General features: G+C 68.4%; 24 protein-coding genes. 15 read left to right on the top strand and 9 right to left on the bottom strand.

The features are described 5' to 3' along the window. Positions 1-41 precede the first annotated feature (41 nt). Positions 42-1,001, top strand: a complete 960-nt coding sequence (locus APZ15_RS14440; RefSeq protein ID WP_021162652.1) for an alpha/beta hydrolase — start codon at positions 42-44, stop codon at positions 999-1,001. Positions 1,002-1,039: 38 nt separating this feature from the next. After that, complete coding sequence (locus APZ15_RS14435) at positions 1,040-1,480, top strand: GNAT family N-acetyltransferase (protein ID WP_021162651.1); 441 nt, start codon at positions 1,040-1,042, stop codon at positions 1,478-1,480. A 20-nt stretch (positions 1,481-1,500) separates the two neighbouring features. Here the strand turns inward: APZ15_RS14435 and APZ15_RS14430 are convergent, their stop codons facing one another. Then, positions 1,501-2,346: an NRDE family protein gene (locus APZ15_RS14430; RefSeq protein WP_027787176.1), complete on the bottom strand. Its 846-nt coding sequence runs from the start codon at positions 2,344-2,346 to the stop codon at positions 1,501-1,503. Between the two features lie 76 nt (positions 2,347-2,422). After that, positions 2,423-3,445, bottom strand: coding sequence for a CAF17-like 4Fe-4S cluster assembly/insertion protein YgfZ (gene ygfZ, locus APZ15_RS14425; RefSeq protein ID WP_027787177.1), 1,023 nt, complete (start codon positions 3,443-3,445; stop codon positions 2,423-2,425). 77 nt (positions 3,446-3,522) lie between these two features. Between ygfZ and mltG the strand changes: the two genes are divergently transcribed. From mltG to APZ15_RS14380, 9 genes are all read left to right on the top strand, one after another. Then, complete coding sequence (gene mltG, locus APZ15_RS14420) at positions 3,523-4,542, top strand: endolytic transglycosylase MltG (protein ID WP_027787178.1); 1,020 nt, start codon at positions 3,523-3,525, stop codon at positions 4,540-4,542. Further along, a complete protein-coding gene (gene tmk / locus APZ15_RS14415; protein ID WP_027787179.1) occupies positions 4,542-5,162 on the top strand; it encodes a dTMP kinase in 621 nt (206 codons plus the stop codon). Before mltG ends, tmk begins: the two co-directional genes overlap by 1 nt. 18 nt (positions 5,163-5,180) lie before the next feature. Further along, positions 5,181-6,209: a DNA polymerase III subunit delta' gene (locus tag APZ15_RS14410; protein WP_027787180.1), complete on the top strand. Its 1,029-nt coding sequence runs from the start codon at positions 5,181-5,183 to the stop codon at positions 6,207-6,209. A 141-nt stretch (positions 6,210-6,350) separates the two neighbouring features. Further along, on the top strand, positions 6,351-7,130 hold the full coding sequence (locus APZ15_RS14405; RefSeq protein ID WP_027787181.1) for a TatD family hydrolase: 780 nt from the start codon (positions 6,351-6,353) through the stop codon (positions 7,128-7,130). Between the two features lie 43 nt (positions 7,131-7,173). Then, positions 7,174-7,884 carry an ankyrin repeat domain-containing protein gene (locus APZ15_RS14400; RefSeq protein WP_027787182.1) on the top strand — a complete coding sequence of 237 codons (711 nt, stop codon included), beginning with the start codon at positions 7,174-7,176 and terminating at the stop codon, positions 7,882-7,884. A gap of 119 nt (positions 7,885-8,003) precedes the next feature. Further along, complete coding sequence (locus tag APZ15_RS14395; RefSeq protein ID WP_006485939.1) at positions 8,004-8,360, top strand: Rap1a/Tai family immunity protein; 357 nt, start codon at positions 8,004-8,006, stop codon at positions 8,358-8,360. 89 nt (positions 8,361-8,449) lie between these two features. Then, on the top strand, positions 8,450-9,622 hold the full coding sequence (locus APZ15_RS14390) for a mechanosensitive ion channel family protein (RefSeq protein WP_027787183.1): 1,173 nt from the start codon (positions 8,450-8,452) through the stop codon (positions 9,620-9,622). 22 nt (positions 9,623-9,644) lie between these two features. After that, positions 9,645-10,820 carry an AAA family ATPase gene (locus APZ15_RS14385; protein WP_027787184.1) on the top strand — a complete coding sequence of 392 codons (1,176 nt, stop codon included), beginning with the start codon at positions 9,645-9,647 and terminating at the stop codon, positions 10,818-10,820. A gap of 238 nt (positions 10,821-11,058) precedes the next feature. Continuing rightward, complete coding sequence (locus APZ15_RS14380) at positions 11,059-12,123, top strand: glycosyltransferase family 4 protein (RefSeq protein WP_027787185.1); 1,065 nt, start codon at positions 11,059-11,061, stop codon at positions 12,121-12,123. 97 nt (positions 12,124-12,220) lie between these two features. Here APZ15_RS14380 and APZ15_RS14375 read toward each other — a convergent pair whose 3' ends face one another. From APZ15_RS14375 to APZ15_RS14365, 3 genes are all read right to left on the bottom strand, one after another. After that, positions 12,221-12,808, bottom strand: coding sequence for a BPSL1445 family SYLF domain-containing lipoprotein (locus APZ15_RS14375; RefSeq protein WP_011352325.1), 588 nt, complete (start codon positions 12,806-12,808; stop codon positions 12,221-12,223). A 234-nt stretch (positions 12,809-13,042) separates the two neighbouring features. Beyond that, the gene (locus APZ15_RS14370; protein WP_027787186.1) at positions 13,043-13,501 is read right to left on the bottom strand and encodes a membrane protein; all 459 of its coding nucleotides are present in this window, start codon (positions 13,499-13,501) and stop codon (positions 13,043-13,045) included. Positions 13,502-13,760: 259 nt separating this feature from the next. Next, positions 13,761-14,051 (bottom strand): PsiF family protein, encoded by a 291-nt coding sequence (locus tag APZ15_RS14365; protein WP_011549641.1) that lies wholly within the window; start codon positions 14,049-14,051, stop codon positions 13,761-13,763. A 271-nt stretch (positions 14,052-14,322) separates the two neighbouring features. Here APZ15_RS14365 and APZ15_RS14360 point away from each other — a divergent pair, with 271 nt between their 5' ends. Next, positions 14,323-15,345, top strand: a complete 1,023-nt coding sequence (locus APZ15_RS14360) for an asparaginase (RefSeq protein ID WP_027787187.1) — start codon at positions 14,323-14,325, stop codon at positions 15,343-15,345. 105 nt (positions 15,346-15,450) lie between these two features. On the opposite strand, the gene lysM is transcribed toward APZ15_RS14360, so the two are convergent. The 4 genes from lysM to gcl form a co-directional block, all read right to left on the bottom strand. After that, on the bottom strand, positions 15,451-15,921 hold the full coding sequence (gene lysM, locus APZ15_RS14355) for a peptidoglycan-binding protein LysM (protein WP_021162125.1): 471 nt from the start codon (positions 15,919-15,921) through the stop codon (positions 15,451-15,453). 483 nt (positions 15,922-16,404) lie between these two features. Then, complete coding sequence (locus APZ15_RS14350) at positions 16,405-17,295, bottom strand: 2-hydroxy-3-oxopropionate reductase (RefSeq protein ID WP_027787188.1); 891 nt, start codon at positions 17,293-17,295, stop codon at positions 16,405-16,407. A gap of 41 nt (positions 17,296-17,336) precedes the next feature. Continuing rightward, positions 17,337-18,146: a hydroxypyruvate isomerase gene (gene hyi, locus APZ15_RS14345; protein ID WP_011657073.1), complete on the bottom strand. Its 810-nt coding sequence runs from the start codon at positions 18,144-18,146 to the stop codon at positions 17,337-17,339. Positions 18,147-18,189: 43 nt separating this feature from the next. Beyond that, positions 18,190-19,965 carry a glyoxylate carboligase gene (gene gcl / locus APZ15_RS14340; protein WP_027787189.1) on the bottom strand — a complete coding sequence of 592 codons (1,776 nt, stop codon included), beginning with the start codon at positions 19,963-19,965 and terminating at the stop codon, positions 18,190-18,192. 172 nt (positions 19,966-20,137) lie between these two features. Between gcl and APZ15_RS14335 the strand changes: the two genes are divergently transcribed. The 3 genes from APZ15_RS14335 (at position 20,138) to APZ15_RS14325 (ending at position 22,740) form a co-directional block, all read left to right on the top strand. Next, on the top strand, positions 20,138-21,049 hold the full coding sequence (locus APZ15_RS14335) for a substrate binding domain-containing protein (RefSeq protein ID WP_027787190.1): 912 nt from the start codon (positions 20,138-20,140) through the stop codon (positions 21,047-21,049). 163 nt (positions 21,050-21,212) lie between these two features. Next, positions 21,213-21,854, top strand: coding sequence for an RNA polymerase sigma factor (locus APZ15_RS14330; RefSeq protein ID WP_027787191.1), 642 nt, complete (start codon positions 21,213-21,215; stop codon positions 21,852-21,854). Next, positions 21,844-22,740 (top strand): anti-sigma factor family protein, encoded by an 897-nt coding sequence (locus APZ15_RS14325; protein ID WP_027787192.1) that lies wholly within the window; start codon positions 21,844-21,846, stop codon positions 22,738-22,740. Before APZ15_RS14330 ends, APZ15_RS14325 begins: the two co-directional genes overlap by 11 nt. Positions 22,741-22,879: the final 139 nt, after the last annotated feature.

The following is a 22,879-nucleotide window of genomic DNA, read 5'->3' as shown; positions in this document are numbered from 1 at the left end:
GCTTGTCCGTTCACGGCGTCGCACCGGCGCCGTCCTTATCGATGCCGCTGAATCCGAAGATCGCCCAGGTGCTCGACATGATCGAGCGCGCGAAACGTCCGTCCTACCATCACCAGACGCCGCAGCAGGCGCGCGCCGCGTACGAGAAGAGCGCGCCGATCCTCGACGTCGCACCGGCGCCGATGCATTCGGTCGAGGAGTGCGTGGTCCCGACGCGCGATGGCCGCACGATCGGCGCGCGGCTGTACCTGCCGGTCGCGCCGAGCCTCGCGGAGCCGCTGCCTGCGCTCGTGTACTACCACGGCGGCGGTTTCACGGTGGGCAGCGTCGATACCCACGACGCGTTGTGCCGGATGTTCGCGCACGACGCGCAGTGTGCGGTGCTGTCGGTCGGCTACCGGCTCGCGCCGGAGCACCGGTTCCCGACCGCGGTGAACGACGCCGACGACGCGTTGCAATGGCTGCATCGCGAGGCCGCCACGTTCGGCATCGATGCCGAGCGGCTGGCCGTCGGCGGCGACAGCGCGGGCGGTACGCTCGCGACCGTCTGCGCGGTGCTCGCACGCGATGCGGGCATTCGCCTCGCGCTGCAGATGCTGATCTATCCGGGCGTGACGGGCTACCAGGACACCGGATCGCACGCACGGCTCGCGAATGGCTACTTGCTGACGCAGGACACGATCCAGTGGTTCTTCACGCAATACGTGCGCGATCGGGCGGACCGCGACGACTGGCGTTTCGCGCCGCTCGACGGCACGCGCGATGCGCCGTCGTTCGCGGGCGTCGCGCCGGCGTGGATCGCGACGGCCGAATACGATCCGCTAAGCGACGAGGGGGCCGCGTATGCGGAGAAGTTGCGTGCGGCGGGCAATGCGGTCACGCTGGTCTGCTATCCGGGGATGATCCACGAATTCTTCAAGATGGGCGGCTACATCCCCGAGGTGCGGGCCGCGCATGCCGACGCGGTCGCGGCACTGAAGGCCGCATTCGACGACGTTTGACCGCATTTGACGGCGCGCGCGCCGCGTGGAGGGCTGCGATGACGGACGGCGTGGTGGAAACGGGCGACTGGGCGGTGCTGGGCGGCGACGCCGCGCGGATCCGCGACGCGGTGTTCGTGCGCGAGCAGCAGATTCCGCCGGAATGGGAGCTCGACGACGACGATCCGCTGTCGCTCCATGCGGTGGCGTACCGGGTCGACGCCGCGACCGGCGTGCGCCGCGCGGTCGCGACGGGGCGGCTGCTGCCGTCGGGCACGATCGGCCGCGTCGCGGTGCTGGCCGATGCACGCGGCCAGGGCGTCGGGTCGGCCGTATTGGACGCGCTGCTGGACGCGGCGCGGCGCCGCGGCGAAATCGTCGTGCGGCTCTATGCGCAGGATTCGGCCGTGTCGTTCTACTTGCGGCACGGCTTCACGGCGGTCGGTGAACCGTTCGTCGAAGCTGGCGTGCCGCACGTCGAGATGGCGCGCGCGCCGTAGCACGGCGCCCGCACGCGTGCTCAGCGCGGCGGGGTCGCGTCGAGGTCGAACGTGAACGCGCGCTCGAACGAACCCGGCCGCACGGTACGGTGCGAACCGTCGTCGTCGCAGCGCTCCTTGATCTCGACCGTGAGCCGCACGCCTTCCTTCATCGTGACGCGCAGCGCGGTCGTGCCGCGCGTGCCGTATTCGGGCGTCTCGATGAACGCGGCCGACAGCGCACGCTCGCGCTCGATCGGAATGCCGGTGTGCGGCAGCGCGTCGTCGGCCGCGACATGCGGGTCGCGCATCAACGCGATCAGGTCGTCGAGCGACGGGGTCGGATTATCGGTAAGCAGCGTGCCGAGTTCCGCGCGTTTGCGCACCACTTTCGGCCAGGGCGTATCGAGCCGCGCATTCGACAGCGCATGCACGCCGGGCGCGATCGCGACGGGGGCGGCGACACGGCTTTCGCCTTCGGGCGCACGATTGCAGAACCACGCGAGTTCGCGCCGCCTCCAGTCGCCGACGAGCAGGTTGAAGCCGTTGTAGACGGCCGCATGCTCGGCCAGCTGCCCGAGATAGTCGAGCGGCGCAACGGACGGGCCGCCGAGGAAATCGGACACGAGCTTGCCGCGGGTCGGCGCGCCGGCGCGGATGTCGAACGGCGCGCGGTAGTTCGTCAGCGCGGCGAACCGGCCGTCGCGCGAGACGCCGAGCCACGTGCCGCCCGCTTCGAGATCGCGGCCGGCCAGTACGCCCGGGACATCTTCCCACCACGAAACCGGCGCGCTCGTCCGGCGAAAGAACTCGTCGCGGTTGGCGGTGAGGGTAAAGACGGGACCGGCGGCGGCATCGGGCTGCCAGTCGAAGGCAATCAGACACATCGGGCGAATCTCTCGCAGGAAACATCGGGCGCCGGCTGCGACTCGCGAGCCGGCGCGCGAACGGGTTGTCAGTGCGTCACGCTTCCGTCGGCCATGCGTACGGCAGCGCGTCGAACGCGAGCACCGGGCCGTCGGCCGAACCGAGGTGCACCGTGCCGTTGTCGAGCGCGGCGAGCTTGATCTCGACGAGCGCGTCGATGCCGCCCGCGGGCGCGGCCGCCGCGTTGACGATCATCCCGCACGGCTGGCCGGGATCGTCGCTGTGGAACAGCTCGACGCCGGCATGCACGGTATCGGTCTCGCCGGCGACGTGCGCGAGCGCCGTGCGGCGCTTGATCGTGCCGCGGTACTGGCTGCGTGCGACGATTTCCTGGCCCGGGTAGCATCCCTTGCGAAAGTTAACGGCGCCGATCACGTCGAAGTTGACCATCTGCGGCACGAACTGTTCGACGGCAGGCTGCGTGATGCGCGGTTCGCCCGCGCGGATGTCGAGCCAGTCCCATACGGCCGGCGACACGACCGGCAGCGTACCGCCGAGCGCGTCGACTTCCGCACGCGGGCCGATCCACAGATAGCGCTTGCGGCCTGCTGCATCGGGCACGCGGATCAGCGTGCCGGCCGGGCCGTCGACCTTCACGTGCACGCCGTCCGGCAGCGCGTCGAAGATGCCCGACAGCACGTCGCGCACGTCGCCCGCGAAGCCGACCACCGCGAGCGTGTCGCTCGCGTCCGTCAGTTTCGCCTTCGCGCGCAGCACGAACATCGACAGCCGCTTCTGCACGGCGGGCTGCACGTCCTTCGACACCAGCAGGCGCACGGCGTGGCCGGCGCGCCACGCGAGGAACGACCCGAGGAGGCGCCCCTTCGGCGAGCAATAGCCGGACAGCCGCGCGCTCGCGGCGTCGAGATGCTCGATGTCGTTGGTGAGCTGGCTGTGCAGGAACGTCGCGGCGTCGTCGCCGGCCACGTCGATCACGCCGAACTGCGGCAGCGGCATGCAGGCGCCCGGCGCGTCGAAATCGGCGGCGGACGGGCGGGGAAAAACGGGGAGCGAGGCAGATGCGGCCTGGGCAGCCGGTGAAGCGAACGGTGTGCTCATGGAATGAGGGAACAGTCAACCCTGACTTTGACGAAGGCGAGCAAGTATTATATGGGTCTTACCTGAGTCACGTTTCCATGTCCCTACTGAAGAAATGCGCCGCGACGATCGTGGCGCTGGCCGTCGTTGTGGCCGCTGCCGGCGCGGGCGGCGGGTATTACTGGGCGACCCGGCCACTGCTGCTGGGTTCCGCATCGCTCGACGTCACGATCAAGCCGCGCAGCAGCGTGAAGAGCGTCGCGCTGCAGCTCAGGCGCGGCGGCGTGCCGGTCGAGCCGCTCGGCTTCGTCGCGATGACGCGCGTGCTCGGGCTGTCGAGCCGGCTCAAGTCCGGCAACTACGAATTCAAGACCGGCATCACGCCGTACGAGGTACTCCAGAAGATCGCGCGCGGCGACGTGAACGAATACGTCGCGACGGTCATCGAAGGCTGGACCTTCAAGCGGATGCGCGCGGAACTCGATGCGAACCCCGATCTTGCCCACTCGACGGCCGGCATGAGCGACGCCGAGTTGCTGCGCGCGATCGGCGCGTCGGACAACGCGGTGCAACGCGGCAGCGGCGAGGGGCTGTTCTTCCCCGATACCTACCTGTTCGACAAGGGCACGAGCGACCTGAACATCTATCGGCGCGCATACCATCTGATGCAGACGCGTCTCGACGAGGCCTGGGCCGCGCGCGTGCCGGGCCTGCCGTACAAGACGCCTTACGAAGCGCTGACGATCGCGTCGATCGTCGAGAAGGAAACGGGCCATGCGGCCGATCGCGCGTTCGTCGCGGCCGTGTTCGCGAACCGGCTGCGCATCGGCATGCCGCTGCAGACCGATCCGTCGGTGATCTACGGGCTCGGCGACGCGTACGACGGCCGCCTGCGCAAGCGCGACCTGCAGGCCGACACTCCTTACAATACCTACACCCGACGCGGGCTGCCGCCGACGCCGATCGCGTTGCCGGGCGTCGCCGCGCTGCAGGCGGCGATCAATCCGGCCCAGACGAGCGCGCTCTATTTCGTCGCGAAAGGCGATGGCACGAGCGTGTTCTCGGACACGCTCGGCGACCACAACAAGGCCGTGGACAAGTACATACGAGGTCAATAATGGCGAGCGGTAAATTCATCACGTTCGAAGGCATCGACGGGGCGGGGAAGACCACCCACCTGCAATGGTTCTGCGAACGCCTCCAGGGCAAGCTGGCCGCGGCCGGCCGGCAGGTCGTCGTCACCCGCGAGCCGGGCGGCACGCAGCTCGGCGAGAAACTGCGCGAGATCCTGCTGAACCAGCCGATGGATCTCGAGACGGAAGCGCTGCTGATGTTCGCCGCGCGTCGCGAGCATCTCGCGCTCGTGATCGAGCCGGCGCTCGCGCGCGGCGACTGGGTCGTGTCCGATCGCTTCACCGATGCGACGTTCGCGTACCAGGGCGGCGGCCGCGGGCTGCCGCGCGACAAGCTCGAGACGCTCGAGCGCTGGGTGCAGGGCGGCTTCCAGCCCGACCTGACGGTGCTGTTCGACGTCGCGCCCCAGGTCGCGAGCGAGCGGCGCGGCGCCGCGCGCATGCCCGACAAGTTCGAAAGCGAGTCCGACGCGTTCTTCGCGCGCACGCGCGGCGAATACCTGCGGCGTGCGGAAGAGGCGCCGCACCGTTTCGCGATCGTCGACGCGACGCGGACGATTCCCGAGATTCGCCAGCAGCTCGAGCGCGTGCTCGCCGCGCTGTAATTGCAAGGAACGCACCACATGATCTATCCGTGGCAGACCGACGACTGGAACCGCCTGCAGCAACTGCGTGCGCAATGGCCACACGCGCTGCTGCTGCACGGCCAGGCCGGGATCGGCAAGCTGCAGTTCGCGCAGCATCTCGCGCAGGGCTTCCTGTGCGAATCGCCGCAGCCGAACGGCGAGCCGTGCGGCGCCTGTGCGGCCTGCACGTGGTTCTCGCAGGGCAACCATCCGGACTACCGGATCGTGCTGCCCGAGGCGCTGGCGGGCGAGGCGCCGGGCGCCGCGGACGACCCGAAAGCGGCCGACGCGGACGAAGGCGGCAAGAAGACCCGTGCGCCGAGCAAGGAAATCAAGATCGAGCAGGTGCGCGCGCTGCTCGATTTCTGCGGGGTCGGTTCGCACCGCGGCGGCGCGCGCGTCGTCGTGCTGTATCCGGCCGAGGCGCTCAACGTCGCCGCGTCGAACGCGCTGCTCAAAACGCTGGAGGAGCCGCCGTCCGGCGTCGTGTTCCTGCTCGTGTCGGCGCGTATCGACCGCCTGCTGCCGACGATCATCAGCCGCTGCCGGCAGTGGCCGATGACCGTGCCGGCGCCCGACGCGGCCGCGGCCTGGCTCGCGGCGCAGGGCGTCGAGCATGCGGACGCGCTGCTCGCCGAGGCCGGCGGCGCGCCGCTCGCCGCGCTGGCGCTCGCGAGCGACGAGAACCGCCCGCTGCGCGACTACACGCTCGGGCAGCTCGCGGCCGGTGCGGCATGCGACCCGTTCGCGTGCGGCGAGACGCTGCAGAAACTGCCGGTGCCGCTGGTGCTCGGCTGGCTGCAGCGCTGGCTGTACGACCTGCTCGCGCAGCGGATGGCGGGCGCGCCGCGCTACTTCCCGATGCATGCGGCGGCGCTCGCGCGGTGCGCGGAAGCGGTCGATGCGAACGCGCTCGCGCGTTTCATGAAGGCCGTGACGCGGCAGCGGACGGTCGAGAACCATCCGCTCAACGCGCGGCTCGTATTCGAGGAATTGTTTCTCGGGTACCGGGAAATCTTCGCGTGATCCGGCATTGTTTCCCGTGGGTTGCGAAACGATGACCGGCTCACGCCGCGACACGACCGTGGCCGGCCGGCCCGCGAACGCCGCCCGTTGCCGCATGCCGGCGCGCGCATGAGCGCACGCCTTACGAATTCAGGAAACACGATGTTCGTCGACTCTCACTGCCATATCAATTTCAAGGGCCTGGCCGACCGCCTGCCGGCCGTCCTCGAGAACATGCGCGAGCACGACGTCACGCACGCACTGTGCGTGTCCGTCGATTTCGAGACGCTGTCGGAGGTCCTTGCGATCGCGGACGCGCACGACAACGTCTATGCGTCGGTCGGCGTGCATCCCGATCACGAGGACGCGCGCGAGCCGACACTCGCGGAGCTCGTCGAGCTGGCCGCGCACCCGAAGGTCGTCGCGATCGGCGAAACGGGCCTCGACTACTACCGCCTCGAAGGCCGCTCGATCGCCGACATGGAGTGGCAGCGCGAACGCTTTCGCACGCACATTCGCGCGGCGACCGCGACGATGAAGCCGCTGATCATCCACACGCGCTCGTCGTCGGAGGACACGCTGCGGATCATGGCCGAGGAGCGCGCGGACGTGCCGGGCGGCGTGATGCACTGCTTCACCGAGCCGTGGCCGGTGGCCGAGCAGGCGCTCGCGCAGAACTTCCATATCTCGCTGTCGGGCATCGTCACGTTCAAGAACGCGACCGACGTGCAGGACGTCGCGCGGCGCGTGCCGCTCGACCGGCTGCTGATCGAGACCGACTCGCCGTACCTCGCGCCGGTGCCGTATCGCGGCAAGCCGAATGAACCTGCGTACGTCAGCCATGTCGGACGCTTTATCGCGTCCGAGCGCGGGATCGCCGTCGAGGCACTGGCCGACGCGACGACGCAGAACTTTTTCCGGCTGTTCAAGATCGCCCGCTAACGACGGGCGCGCAGCCGACAACCCAGGGAAGGAGCCCACAACAATGACGAAGCCGACCAACCATCTGCCGAAACGTGCACTCGTTGCCGCCGCGCTCGTCGCGAGCGGCCTGTTCGCGGCAGCCGGCGCGCATGCCGAATCGCTCGACGCGATCGTCAAGGCCGTCAAGTTCGACGACATCGCCGACATCGGCAAGCAGCTCAAGAGCGGCAAGCTCGACCCGAACACGATCGCGCCGAATGGCGACCCGCTGATCGTGATCGCCGCGCGCGAGAAGTCCGACAAGGTCGCGGCGGCGCTCGCCACGACGCCGAACGTCGACCTCGAGAAGGAAGACAAGGCCGGCGAAACCGCGCTGATGCTCGCCTCGCTGAACGGCGACCTCGGCCTTGCGAAGCTGCTGGTCGACAAGGGCGCGGAAGTCAGCAAGAAGGGCTGGGCGCCGCTGCACTACGCGGCCACCAACGGCCAGGACGCGGTCGTGAAGCTGCTGCTCGACCACGACGCGTATATCGATACCGCATCGCCGAACGGCACGACGCCGCTGATGATGGCCGCACGCGGCAACCATGCGTCGACGGTGACGCTGCTGCTCGACCAGGGCGCCGATCCGCAGGTGAAGAACCAGCTCGGCATCACCGCGCTCGAATTCGCGAAGCACTACAACGCGCCGGACGCGATCGAGATCCTGAGCAAGCGGACGACGCGCATCGGGGCGTCGACGCCGGCAGACGCGCAAAAGAGTGCAAAATAACGGTTTTCGGTGCGGCAGGCGGTGCCCGCCCGGCCGGATGCCGGCCGGAGCAGGGCATCCCGGCGCCGCGCCGGCCAGGGCAGCAGGCGGTCTCGGGCCGCATTGACATAAGGAACACCATGTTGCGCGCAATGTTTTGTGCCGCGGCGTTTGCCGTGCCGTTGTCGGCGGCGGCTTTCACGGGCGCGGATCTCGACCGGCTGTGCGCGAAGACGGACGTCAAGTCGCGGGCGTCGTGCGCGGCCTACATCGAAGGCGCCGCCGACGGCGTCTACAACACCATCGATGCGATCGGCGGCACGACGGGGCCGCGGGTCGGCCAGTATTTCTGCCTGCCGCCCGACATCCGGGCGCAGCAGATGACCGACGCGGTGCGCAAGTACATCGCGGAAAATCCGAAGCTGGCCGACTACAACGCGAGCACCGCGGTGTCGCTCGGTCTCGGCAAGGCGTTTCCCTGCAGGAGCGGCAACTGACCTGACGCCGTGTGCGGGCACGCGCGTGGCCCGGACGTCGCCGACGCATCCAGGACGAGGCATGCACGCCTCATCACCCAAGGGCGCCGATGATTTCAATCGAGGAACTGCAGCGCATCGCCGATGCGCCGCTGCATTCGTGGCTCGGCACGCTGGCCGTGTCGGTCATCGTCATGCTGGTCGTCACGGTCGTGCACCGCCTCGGCGCACGCATCGTCAAGCGCCTCGCGCAGCCGTATCCGCTGATGAGCGCGATCCTGCGCTACATCGACAAGTCGTCGCTCGTCGTGCTGGCGCTGCTGGCGCTCGAGTTCGTGTGGGTCCAGGCGGACGACGGCATGTCGTTCGTGCGCGGCATGCGCACCGCGGCCGCGGTCGGCTCGATCGTGTCGCTCACGTGGCTGCTGGTGCGGCTCGCGGCGGGCGTCGGCGACGCGATCATCCAGGCGCATCCGATCGATACGGCCGACAACCTCCAGGCGCGGCGCATCCATACGCAGGCCAAGGTGCTCGTGCGGACCGTGATGGTGCTGATCGTGATCATCGGCACCGGCGCCGCGCTGATGACGTTCCCGAACGTGCGCCAGGTGGGCGCGAGCCTGCTGGCGTCGGCCGGCGTCGCGGGCCTGGTCGCCGGTATCGCCGCGCGGCCGGTGCTCGGCAACCTGATCGCCGGGCTGCAGATCGCGCTCACGCAGCCGATCCGGCTCGATGACGTGGTCGTGATCCAGGGCGAGTGGGGGCGCATCGAGGAAATCACCGGTTCGTTCGTGTCGGTGCGGCTGTGGGACCAGCGGCGCCTCGTCGTGCCGCTGCAATGGATCATCGAGAACCCGTTCACGAACTGGACGCGCAGCAGCTCGGAGATCATCGGCACGGTTTACCTGTCGGTCGATTACCGTACGCCGCTCGCACCGCTGCGCGAGGAGCTCGCGCGGCTCGTCCATGCGGCGCCCGAGTGGGACGGCCGCGTGCAGGTGCTGCAGGTGACCGACGCGACGGAGCGCACGATGCAGTTGCGCGCGCTCGTCAGCGCGGCCGACGCGTCGTCGTGCTGGGACCTGCGTTGCCGCGTGCGCGAAGGGTTGATCGCCTATCTGCAGGACCGCTATCCGCAATGCCTGCCGCGCAGCCGGATGGAACTGTATCCGCACGATTCCGCGCCGGATGCGCCGAATCCCGAACGGCCGCACGCGCGCGCCCCTGCCGCCAGTACGGCGGCCAACACCGCGGCCGACCCGCAGGCCGTCGAAGGCCGCTGAACGCGGCTCTCCCGCCATCGTCATGACCGTGCTGAAAACGCTTGCCATCGCCAATTACCGCTCGCTGCGCGAGCTGATCGTGCCGCTCGCGGCGCTCAACGTCGTCACGGGGCCGAACGGCAGCGGCAAGTCGAGCGTGTACCGCGCGCTGCGACTGCTCGCCGACACTGCACAGGGGCGGGTGATCCCGTCCCTCGCGCGCGAAGGCGGGTTGCCGTCGACGCTGTGGGCCGGCCCCGAGCGCTTCTCGCGGGCGATGCTGGACGGCGACGCGCCGGTTACCGGTACGGTGCGCAAGGGGCCCGTGAGCCTGAAGCTCGGTTTCGCCTGCGACGATTTCGGTTATTCGATCGATCTCGGCATGCCGATTCCGAGCCGCTCGCAGTTCTCGCTCGATCCGGTCGTCAAGCGCGAGTGCATCTGGGGCGGCGCGGTGCTGCGTCCGTCGACGCTGCTGGTCGACCGGCAGGGCGCGCAGATCCGTGCGCGCACCGCGACCGGCGTCTGGCAGACGATTCCGCAGCCGGTGGCGAGCTTCGACAGCATGATGACCGAGTTCGCCGATCCGACCGGTGCGCCGGAAATGATCGCGGTGCGCGAACGGATCCGCTCGTGGCGCTTCTACGACCATTTCCGCACCGATGCGCAGGCACCCGCGCGGCAATCGCACGTCGGCACCCATACGCCGGTGCTCGCGGACGACGGCGCCGATCTGGCCGCCGCGCTGCAGACGATTCGCGAAATCGGCGACGGCGCGGCACTCGATGCGGCGATCGACGACGCATTTCCGGGCGCGTCGGTTGAGATCGACAATCCGGGCGGCCGTGGCCGCTTCGACGTGCTGATGCGCCAGCCGGGGCTGCTGCGGCCGCTCGCGGCGGCCGAGCTGTCGGACGGCACGCTGCGTTACCTGCTGCTCGCGGCGGCACTGCTGACACCGCGGCCGCCGGCGCTGATGGTGCTGAACGAACCCGAAACCAGCCTGCACCCCGATCTGCTGCCGGCGCTCGGCCGCCTGATCGCGCAGGCGGCGCAGCGTTCGCAGGTGCTGGTCGTGTCGCACGCGGCGCGGCTCATCGCGACGCTCGAGCGCGAGGCCGGCTGCGAATCGCTGGTGCTCGACAAGCAGCTCGGCGCGACGGGGCTCGTCGACGCGGGCACGCGCGACCTGCCGCCATGGAAGTGGCCGTCGCGCTGACGGGCGGCGCGGCGTGCGTTCGGGCGCGATCGTCGTGTCGGGGGCCATATCGGCATGGCAGGCGGAATGTATCCTGCCTGTAACAACACCCATAAAATGAAAGACGGGCGGTTCCGGGCAACCGGATCGCGAATAATGAGGAGATATCCGGCGGGCGCTGCATCGGGGCGAGCCGCGCGCGAAAGCGCAAGGGCCCGCCGGCCGTGCCGCAACGGACAGGACACAGGAGACGTGGACCATGAGAATTGCCCAGATCGCGCCGCTGACCGAATCGGTGCCGCCGAAGCTGTACGGCGGCACGGAGCGCGTCGTGTCCTACATCACCGAGGCGCTCGTCGAGCTCGGTCATGACGTGACGCTGTTCGCCAGCGGCGATTCGACGACGCGGGCGAAGCTCGAGCCGGTCTGGCCGCGTGCACTGCGGCTCGACTCGTCGATCCGCGACCGGGTCGCGCCGCACATGCTGCTGATGGAGACGGTCGCGCGCCGCGCGAAGGACTTCGACGTGCTTCATTTCCACATGGATTACTACTCGTTCTCGGTCTTCAACCGGCAGGAAACGCCTTACGTGACGACGCTGCACGGCCGGCTCGACCTGCCCGAGCAGCAACCGGTGTTCGACACGTTCAACACGGCGCCGGTGATCTCGATTTCGAACTCGCAGCGCCAGCCGCTGCCGCAGGCGAAATGGCTGACGACCGTCTACCACGGGCTGCCCGATACGCTGTACATGCCGCAGCCCGTCGAGCCGCGCTATCTCGCGTTCCTCGGCCGCATCTCGCCGGAAAAGCGCGTCGACACGGCGATCCGCATCGCCCGTCAGTGCGGGTTGCCGATCAGGATCGCCGCGAAGGTCGATGCGGCCGACCAGGAATACTTCGAGCGCGAGATCAAGCCGCTTTTCGCGTTGCCGCACGTCGAATACATCGGCGAGATCGCCGATCACCAGAAGGCCGAGTTCCTGTCGGGCGCGCATGCGCTGGTGTTTCCGATCGACTGGCCGGAGCCGTTCGGCCTCGTGATGATCGAGGCGATGTCGTGCGGCACGCCGGTGATCGCGTTCAATCGCGGCGCGGTGCCCGAAGTGGTGGACGAGGGCGTGTCGGGTTTCATCGTCGAGGATGAAATCAGCGCGGTGGCCGCCGTGAACCGGCTGCACCTGCTGCCGCGCGCGCGCGTGCGGCAGCGCTTCGAGGCGCGCTTCACGTCGCGCCGCATGGCGCAGCAGTATGTCGACGTCTACCAGTCGGTGATCCGCGCACAGAAACGCTCGCGCTTCAAGGTCATCGACTCGACGACCTGACGCGCGTCGCGCGCGGATAAAAAAAACGGCGATGCCCGCGAGGACATCGCCGTTTGTGCGTGGCCCGCGCGCGGTGCGCACGGGCGGCACGCGAGCGTCAGATCTTCAGCTTCGAGACCTTCGTGCCGTTGATCGACACGTCGCCCATCAGGCCCGCGTTCGTCAGCACGACGACCTGGACCGGTGCGGTGGCCGTGGTCGTGTCGACCGCGCCGTTCGCGCCCATCTTCACGAGCGCGACCGACGCGCCGGCGCCGGCGGCCCAGCCGTCCGAGCCGCGGAATTCGTCGAGCGCTTCCTGCGTCATGAACAGGAACACGATCGCCTTCGACTGCGCACCGGCCTGCAGGCCGACCGACAGCGACGACGTGTTGTAGTAGCCGACCGTGCTGCCGCCGACGCGCAGTGCGCCGTTGCCGGACTGGCCGCCGACGATGAAGCCGGCCTGGATCACGTCCGGGAAGACAAGCACGCCGCGCGACTTCGCGACGAGTTCCCGCGAACCCTTGACCGTGGAGTACATGCGCGACAGCGTGGCGTCGACGCTCGAGTCGATTGCCTGGCGCTTCGACGCGTTGGTCGCGGCGTTGTCCGGCTTGTCCGGGGTGGTGGTGCAACCGGTGAGCGCGAGGCTACCGACGATGAGCGCAGCGGCGGCTTTCAGCACAAGATTCCGTTTTTGCATCGTTCTTCTCCATCGGATGACGTTCGGAGTGAGTCTCGCTCAGGGAGCGGATCACGTCGGCAGTTATATCACAATGGATTACACCCCCTTTTCGTCCGCGCAACAAAAAGCGTCAAATCGCGCGAGGGTGTCGCGGCGTGCCAACGGACGATCAGGCGCCCGCGCGCCGCCGGGGGCGGGGCGGCATGCGGGCGCAGCGGTCGATCGTGCGGTGGGTGGCGCCTGCGGCGCGCATCAGTGCGTGACGGGCGGAACGGGTGGAGCCGGCGGCTTGATCGGCGGGCGGCGCAGCACGCGGCGGATCAGCGCGATCACGACGCCGCACGCGAACAGGAACGCGGCCGGCACGACCCAGTAGCCGACGAACGCATGCCACAGGTAGCCCGCGAGCGTATTGCGGCGCAGCACGTATTCGTCGCGGGCCGCCTGCTGGCGCGGCGCGTTGGCGGCGAGCACGTCGGCCGGGCAGCCGGCCGCGCGCGCCTCGTCAGGATCCCCGTGGCACTTCGCGGCGGCGCCGGCGGCCTGCTGCGCATCGGTGAGCTGCCAGGTGGTCAGCGCGAGCTGCAGGTCCGCCTTGTTGTAGGCCATTTCCTCGCGGATCTCGCGGACGGCGACGATCGCGACGGGCACGGCCCAGAACACGATCACGATCAGCCAGCGGCGGAACCAGCGGTGTTGTCTCCATGCCATCCATGCCTCCGTTTGACGCGCGTGCGCGTCCGTCTCGAGGGCGGCCCGATGGCGCTTCTTGTACTTGGATGGGCCGCGTTGCAGCCATCATAGAAGAAATCGCGGCGAATTGCCGCACCATGTGGCGGCGCCGGCACGGCGGGCCGGGAAAGCGGGGCGGGAGAGGTCGGGGCCGGGCGCGTCGATGCGCGTGCAACGAAAACAAAAATGCCGCGCCCGCCGAAGCGGTGCGCGGCATTCGATACGGGAGCGCCGGAACTCAGGCTGCCGGCTGATTGCTCAGGCAGCTCTTCATGAACGCCTTGCGGTCGTCGCCCTTCTTGCCGGTGGCCTGCGTGTTGCATGCCTTCATCTTTTCCTGCTGCGTCATCGCCTTCGCGGGCTTCGCCGACAGGCAGTCCTTCATGAACGCCTTGCGTTCATCGCCCGTCTTGCCGGCTGCCTGGGTGTTGCAGGCCTTCATCTTGTCCTGCTGGCTGTTCGCCGCGAATGCGGGGGAAGCCAGCATGCCGCCGAGAAGCACTGCGGCTACGAGCGATTGGATTTTCATTTCGACACTCCCATGGGGTGAATTGCGTTTTATCGACGCCGTCACGACGCACCGCACGATGAGCATGGGGCCGCATCGCGCGGGGCGATCCGATTATGGCCAATCAATGTGAAAACACCAAAACGGCACTTCCTATAACGTTGCAGATACCACGTCCGTTGACGGCGCACCCGGCCGGACGATCGGGGCAAACCATGATGTGCGGCGGCCGGCCCCGGCCGCCGTGCCGGAACCTGCCGGATACCGGCCGCAAGCCTTTACAATCGCGGCCATGAATACTCCGAATCCCGCATCCCCTTCGTCCGCGGCGGCCCTGCCGCGCATCGCCGTGCTCGCCACCGGCGGCACGATTGCCGGCGCCGCGCCCGACGCGGCCAGCACGGCCGGCTACCAGGCCGGCGCGCTCGGCGTCAATTTCCTGGTCGACGCGGTGCCGGCGCTCGCGTCCGTCGCGCGCATCGACGCCGAGCAAGTCGCCAGCATCGACAGCAAGGATCTCGCGCTGCCGCTGTGGAACACGCTCGCCGCGCGGATCGACGCGCTGATGGCCGACCCGGCGGTCGACGGTATCGTGATCACCCACGGTACCGACACGCTCGAGGAAACCGCGTATGCGCTGCACCTGGTCGTCAGGGGCGACAAGCCCGTTGTGCTGACGGCCGCGATGCGGCCGGCGACCGCGCTGTCGTCCGACGGCCCGCTGAACCTGCTGAATGCGGTGACGGTGGCCGCGCATCCGTCCGCGCGCGGGCAGGGCGTGCTGGTCGCGTTCAACAACCGGATCCACGGCGCGCGCGACGTGGTGAAGACGAGCACCTATGCGGTCGACGCGTTCCAGTCGCCGGAACTCGGTGCACTCGGCTGGGTGCAGGACGGCCGGGTCGAATTCGCGCGCCACGTCACGCGTTCGCGCGACGCGCAACTGGCGATCGCGGCAACCTGGCCGCCGGTCGAGGTCGTTGCGAGCTACGCGGGCGTGACGCGCACGGCCGTCGACGCGCTCGTCGCGGCCGGCGTACGCGGTCTCGTCGTCGCCGGCACCGGCAACGGCTCGATCCATGCGACGCTGCAGGCGGCGCTCGCCGAGGCGGTGAACGCGGGCGTGGCGGTGGTGCGCGCGTCGCGCGTCGGGTCGGGGCACGTGATGCGCAACGGCGCCGCGAGCGACGATGCACTCGGTTTCGTGAGCGCGGGTTCGCTGCACCCGTTCAAGGCGCGCGTGCTGCTGATGCTCGCGCTCGCGAACGGCATTCACGATCGCGACGCATTGCAACGCGCGTTCGATACGCTGTGATTCGATGACGCGATGACCGACACGCGCCGATTGCACGGCGCGCGTCGCCCATGAAAAAGGCAGGCCGAGCGGCCTGCCTTTTTTGCGTCAGTGCTGCACGAATGCTCAGGACTGCGGCGGAATCACGAGCTTCTGGCCCGGGTAGATCCGGTCCGGGCTCGACAGCATCGGCTTGTTCGCCTCGAAGATCGCCGGGTACTTGTTCGCGTCGCCATATACTTCCTTGGCGATCGCCGACAGCGTGTCGCCCGGCTTCACGTCGTGGTACTGCACTTCCGGATCGTCCGGTTGCAGATCGTCGTCGTTGACGCCCGCGACGCCCTGCACGTTGCCGGCCGCGACCTTGACCTTCGCTTTCGTGTCGAGGTCGGCGACGCTGCCCGACAGCGTCACGGTGCGCGATGCGCCGTCGAACGCCACGGTCAGGTTCGACGTATCGAGACCCTGCGTGTTGATGTAGTTCTTGATGGCATCGGCCGCGGTCTGGTTTGCGGCATTCGGATCTTCCGCTGCTTGCGCGTCGGCATGACCCAGCAGTTTTTCACCCGCCTCTTTGATAAACGAAAGAAGACCCATCGTTGCACTCCTTGGGTGGTTGAAAAGAAAACGCGCCGTGAAGTGGCGAAAAAAACACCGCGCTGGGCGCGGTCACCGGAAGTGACCGCAAGCGCGGCGGTTTTCTCGAAAGGCGTGGCGAAAGTGTAGGCGTTCATCGCGACGATTGCATGAAAAATCGCACGCTCGAACGTAAAGAAATGTAATACGCGAAATCCGACAGGCGGACACCCGACGACGACGTCTGACCGACCAAGGCTTCCCCGGCGTCGCCGGGTGCCGCTGCGGACCCCACCACGCCGCTCTCAGCCCAGAGCGGCGTTTTTCGCCCCGTCCCGCATGCCGTCGGCAGTGCAGGGCGGGGCGCCCCACCGTGATGCGCGCGTGTCTCGCGCATCGATGCGACCGGCCGTGCCGGTCGCGTGTGTCATTCGCGTGTCCGTCATCGCGACGGACCGCGCGTTACTGCATCATCGGAAGCAAGCCGCGCCAGGCGGCATGCGTTCAGCCCGCCGTCTTCTCGATCTCGAAGTTCGACATGATCTCGAGCGCGCGCACGAGTGCCGAGTGATCCCATGCCTTGCCGCCGTGCGATGCGCACACGCTGAACAGCTGCTGCGCGCTCGCGGTATGCGGCAGCGCGAGGCCGAGCTTGCGTGCGCCGTCGAGCGCGAGGTTCAGGTCCTTCTGGTGCAGCTCGATGCGAAAGCCCGGATCGAACGTGCGCTTCGTCATCCGCGCGCCGTGCACTTCGAGGATGCGCGACGCGGCGAAGCCGCCCATCAGCGCCTGGCGCACGCGCTCCGGATCCGCGCCCGAACGTGCGGCGAACAACAGCGCTTCGCCGACGGCTTCGATGTTCAGCGCGACGATGATCTGGTTCGCGACCTTGCAGGTCTGGCCCGCGCCGTTGTCGCCGACGAGCGTGATGTTCTTGCCCATCTTCTCGAACAGCGGCTTCGCGCGCTCAAATGCCGCCTCCGGGCCGCCGACCATGATCGTCAGCGTCGCTTCGCGGGCGCCGACTTCGCCGCCGGACACCGGCGCGTCGAGGTAGTCGCAACCGAGCGCGTTGATCTGCTTCGCGAATTCCTGCGTGTCGAGCGGCGAGATCGAGCTCATGTCGATCACGAGCTTGCCGGCCGTCAGGCCCTTCGCGACGCCGTCGTCGGCGAACAGCACGTCACGCACGTCCGGCGTATCCGGCACCATCGAGATGATGATGTCCGCGTTCCGTGCGACTTCGGTCGAATTCGCGACGACCTTCGCGCTCGTGCGCAGGTCGTCGGGAATCGGGAACGCGCCGTTCACGACGAGCTGGTGGTCACCCTTGAGCAGGTTGCGCGCCATGTGCGCGCCCATGATGCCGAGGCCGATGAAACCGATGGTTGCCATGTGAAAGTCTCCTATAGGGGCGTATGCGGAAAGGGCGGATCTCAGGCGGCGCGACGCGCCGAGCCCGGTGCGCAGCCGGCGACGCTTTGCAGCCAGCCGAGGCCTTCCGTCGTGGTGGTGCGGGGCTTGTATTCGCAGCCGACGTAGCCGGCATAGCCGAGCCGGTCGAGCAGCGCGAACAGGAATGCGTAGTTGATCTCGCCCGTGCCCGGCTCGTTGCGGCCCGGGTTGTCCGCGAGCTGGACGTGGCCGATCGATGCGAGGTTGCGTTCGATCGTCGCGGCCAGTTCGCCTTCCATGCGCTGCATGTGATAGATGTCGTACTGCAGGAACAGGTTGTCCGAGCCGACCGCGCGGATCACGTCGAGCCCTTCCGACGAGCGGTTCAGCGCGAAACCCGGGATGTCGAAGCTGTTGCACGGCTCGACGAGCAGGCGGATGCCTTCGCGCTTCAGCGCGTCGGCGGCAAAGCGCAGGTTGTCGACGATCGTGACGAAAGTCTTGTCGCGCGCCGTGCTCGCCGACGGAATCCCGACGAGGCAGTTCAGCTGCGGCACCTTCAGCGCCTTCGCGTACTCGATCGCGCGGCCGACACCTTCCTGGAACTCGCCGACGCGATCGGGCAGGCACGCGATGCCGCGCTCGCCCTGGTCCCAGTTGCCGGCGGGCAGGTTGTGCAGCACGAGGCGCAGGCGATGCGTCTCGAGCCGTTCGGCGAGTTCCTCTTTCGCGTACGGGTACGGGAACAGGAACTCGACGGCGTCGAAGCCCGCATCGGCGGCCGCCTTGAAGCGGTCGAGGAACGGCACTTCGTTGAACAGCATGGTCAGGTTTGCAGCAAACTTCGGCATGAGCTAAGCCTCTTCGGTCGGTCAGTCAAAAATGTCGTGCGGTTCAGTCGAGCATCGAGATCGCGGTCGGTGCGTGCTCGGCCTTTTCGGCGAGATCCTCGAATTCGTTGATCGCGTCGATTTCGGTACCCATCGAGATGTTCGTCACGCGCTCGAGGATCACTTCGACGACCACCGGCACGCTGAATTCTTCCGCGAGCGTTTGCGCCTGGCGCAGCGCCGGCTCGATCTCTTCCGGCTTGAACACGCGCAGCGCCTTGCAGCCGAGGCCTTCCGCGACGGCCACGTGGTCGACGCCATAGCCGTTCAGTTCCGGCGCATTCACGTTGTCGAACGCGAGCTGCACGCAGTAGTCCATGTCGAACGCACGCTGCGCCTGACGGATCAGGCCGAGGTACGAGTTGTTCACGACGACGTGCACGTACGGCAGCTTGAATTGCGCGCCGGCTGCGAGTTCCTCGATCATGAACTGGAAGTCGTAGTCGCCGGACAGCGCGACGATCGGGCGGCTCGGGTCGGCGGCACGCACGCCGAGCGCGGCGGGGATCGTCCAGCCGAGCGGGCCCGCCTGGCCGCAGTTGATCCAGTTGCGTGCCTTGAACACGTGCAGGAACTGCGCGGCGGCGATCTGCGACAGGCCGATCGTGCTGACGTAGCAGGTATCGCGGCCGAACACCTTGTTCATCTCTTCGTACACACGCTGCGGCTTGACCGGCACGTTGTCGAAGTGCGTCTTGCGCTGCAGCGTGCGCTTGCGTGCCTGGCAGTCGGCAACCCATGCGCTGCGATCCTTCAGCTTGCCGGCGGCCTTCCATTCCTGCGCGACCGCGACGAACAGTTCCAGCGCGGCCCTGGCGTCCGACACGATGCCGAGATCCGGGCCGAACACGCGGCCGATCTGCGTCGGCTCGATGTCGACGTGCACGAACTTGCGGCCCTTCGTATAGACCTCGACGCTGCCCGTGTGACGGTTCGCCCAGCGGTTGCCGATGCCCAGCACGAAGTCCGAGGCGAGCAGCGTCGCGTTGCCGTAGCGGTGCGACGTCTGCAGGCCGACCATGCCGGCCATCAGCGGGTGGTCGTCCGGAATCGCGCCCCACGACATCAGCGTCGGGATCACCGGCACGCCGATCGTTTCGGCGAACTGGACGAGCAGGTCTTCCGCCGCCGCGTTGAGCACGCCGCCGCCCGACACGATCAGCGGCTTGTCCGCGTCGTTGAGCATTGCGAGCGCCTTCTCGATCTGCGCGCGGGTGGCCGCGGGCTTGTAGACCGGCAGCGGTTCATAGGTGTCGATGTCGAACTCGATTTCGGCGAGCTGCACGTCGATCGGCAGGTCGACCAGCACCGGGCCCGGGCGGCCCGAGCGCATCAGGTGGAATGCCTGCTGGAACACGCGCGGCACCAGCGCCGGTTCGCGCACGGTGACGGCCCACTTGGTGACGGGCTTCGCGATCGATTCGATGTCGACGGCCTGGAAGTCTTCCTTGTACAGGCGGGCACGCGGTGCCTGGCCCGTGATCGCGAGGATCGGGATCGAGTCGGCGGATGCGGAATAGAGACCGGTGATCATGTCGGTGCCGGCCGGGCCCGACGTGCCGATGCACACGCCGATGTTGCCCGGGGCCGCACGCGTGAAGCCTTCGGCCATGTGCGACGCGCCTTCGACGTGGCGGGCCAGCACGTGGCTGATGCCGCCGGACTTGCGCATCGCCGAGTAGAACGGGTTGATCGCCGCACCCGGCACGCCGAACGCGGTCTGGATGCCTTCCTTCTCGAGCACGAGCACAGCTGCGTCGACGGCTCTCATCTTGGCCATGAATGTCTCCTTGAATGGGTTGGATCTTGCGAATGGGTCTGTTGGGGACACTTTAGGGATGCAGGAAAGGTTTGATAAGATCCGCCGAAGTCGCTTTTTTCGAAACTAAAAGTATGGAATGACGGCCGGGCGGGGCTTTCCGCCGGAGCCGGAACAGAGACGGAGACGGGAGATGGATCGCTTCAAGCAGATCGAGACGTTCGTGCGCGTGGCCGATGCCGGCAGCCTCGCGGCGGCGGCGCTCGAGGAGGGCGTGTCGCCGGTCGTGCTCGGGCGGCGCATCGACGCGCTCGAGAAGCGGCTCGGCGTGAAGCTGATGTACCGCTCGACGCGGCGGCTGGTGGTCAGCGAGGAGGGCGCGGCGTTCCTCGAGCGCTGCCGCGGGCTGCTGTCCGAATGGGACCAGGCCGAGAACGAACTGGCCGCCGGGCGGCGCGCGGTCAGCGGGCACCTGATCGTGTCGGCGCCGGCCGCATTCGGGCGCAAGCACGTCGCGCCGCACGCGCCGGGCTTTCTGGCCGACAAGCCCGAGATGCAGCTGTCGTTCAACCTGACCGACCGCGTCGTCGATCTCGTGCGCGAAGGCTACGACCTGTCGATCCGGATCGGCGGTGCCGTCGATCCGAACTTCGTCGCGGTGAAGCTCGCGTCGAACCGGCGCGTCGTGTGCGGCACGCCCGAGTATTTCCGCCAGCACGGCCGGCCGAAGTCGCTCGACGACCTGCTCAGGCACAACTGCCTGGCGTTCAACCTGCAGGGCGGGCAGAACCGCGGCTGGTATTTCCAGCGCCATGGCAAGATCGCGACGATGCGCGTGGCCGGCAACCTCGACTGCAACGACGGCGAGCTGCTGCACCGCTGGGTGGCCGAGGGGCTCGGGCTGGGCTGGCGCTCGACGTGGGAAATCGCCGCGCAGCTCGAGACGGGCGAGCTCGAGACCGTGCTCGACGAATACGCGCTGCCCGATTACGACATCCTCGCGGTCTATCCGCAGCAGCGCTACGTGCCGGCGCGCGTGCGCTATTTCATCGACTACCTGCGCGCCGCGTATGCGCGCCCCGGTTACTGGAGCACCACGCCGTAACGGCAGGCGGGAGGCCCGGCGATTTTTTTACGCTTCATGCGCCCGGCGCGGGAATAAACTCGACGCAGCAACGGTATGGTCATCGAGCACGCACGTTGCCGGTCTGTCCGGGCGCCGTGCGCGGAACGGGCGCGGCATCGGCCGCCGGGACCAGGGAGGCCATGTGGGGCAAGCCGGACAGGCGGTCGAAGAACGGGTGGCAGACGACGCGGTCGCGCGCGGCGAGCGGTTTCGCGCGCTCGTGCTGCCGCATCTCGACGCCGCGTACAACCTCGCACGCTGGCTGAGCGGTAACGCCGGTGATGCGGACGACGTCGTCCAGGACGCGTGCATGCGTGCGTTGCGCTTCGTCGATTCGTGTCGCGGCGACAACGCGCGGCCGTGGCTGCTGACGATCGTGCGCCACACCTGGTACACGGAGTGGCGGCGCCGCACGCATGCGCACGAGGTCGCGCTGCCCGACACGCTGGACGACACCGACGTGCCCGACGACTGGCAGCCCGCCACCGACGACCCGCTCGCGCACCTGCTGCGCGGCGAGAACGTGCGGCTCGTGAACGCGGCGCTCGCGAAGCTGCCGCCCGAATACCGCGAGGTGCTGGTGCTGCGCGAGATGGAGGACCTGAGCTACCGCGAGATCGCGGCGATCGCGGATGTGCCGGTCGGCACGGTGATGTCGCGGCTCGCACGCGGCCGGCGCAAGCTCGCCGCGCTGCTGGGCGGCCCGCCGGCACCGGCGGCCGAAGGCAGGCCGGGCCGTACGCCGGCAGGCGGAACCGCATCGGAGGCTATCGATGGACTGTAACGAAGCGCGAGCGTTGCTGGACGCGGACGTCGACCGCGAGCTGTCGGCGCCCGACGCGTTGCGGGTCCAGCAGCATGTCGAAGGGTGCGACGTGTGTCGCCAGGAACGCGAACGGATCGTCACGCTGGTGCAGGCCGTGCGTCAGGCCGACTATCACCGTGCGCCGGATGCGTTGCGGGCGAGCATTCTTGCGAGCCTGCCTGCCGCGGCCGACGCGCCTGCCCGCGAGCAGGCGCGGGCGGAGCCGCAATCCGGATCCCGATCGCAGCCGCAGCGGCGGCCGCGCGGGCGTAACGGGTTGTCCTGGTTGCCGGGGCTTGGCGGGGCGGCACGCCCGGCCACGGCCGGCGCCGGGCCGCGCTTCGCGGCATTGCCCGGCCTCGGCTGGGGCGTCGCGTTGCTGGTGGCGCTTGCCGCGGCCGGCGGGATGGTGGTGTCCGCGCGTCACGCCGACACCGATCGCACGATCGACGAACTCGTGTCGAGCCACGTGCGTGCCGACCTGTCGGCACGCGACATCGACGTGATCTCGACCGACCGGCACACGGTCAAGCCGTGGTTCAACGGCCGGCTCGACTATGCGCCGCCGGTCGAGGATCTCGCGGCGAACGGCTTCGCGCTGGTCGGCGGCCGGCTCGACTACGTCGGACGCCGCCGTGTCGCGGTGCTAGTCTACCGTTACCGGCAGCACGTGATCGACGTCTATGTGCGGCCGGCCGGGGAAGGGCCGGGGGCGCCGTACTCGACCGTGTCGCAGGGTTATGCGCTCGACCGCTGGGATGCGGCCGGGATGACGTGGTGGGCCGTGACCGACGCCGAGCCGTCGGCACTTGCGGCGTTCAGGACCGCGCTCGACGCGCGGCTGGCCGGCACGCGCAGCGAATGACGCCACGACGGCGGGCTGCGGGCCCGCCGCACGCTTGCGTTCCGACCCTGACCGGGGAAAAGGCCGAAGAACGGTCCGGCTGTCCGGTCTCGCCCCTTCAAGTCTTTGAAAACATGGCCGAATCCGCGCGCCAATCGTC

Source organism: Burkholderia cepacia ATCC 25416 (assembly GCF_001411495.1).
GTDB lineage: Bacteria > Pseudomonadota > Gammaproteobacteria > Burkholderiales > Burkholderiaceae > Burkholderia > Burkholderia cepacia.
The sequence above is the reverse complement of the archived record's forward strand: the minus strand, read 5'-3'. Positions and strand labels throughout refer to the sequence as shown.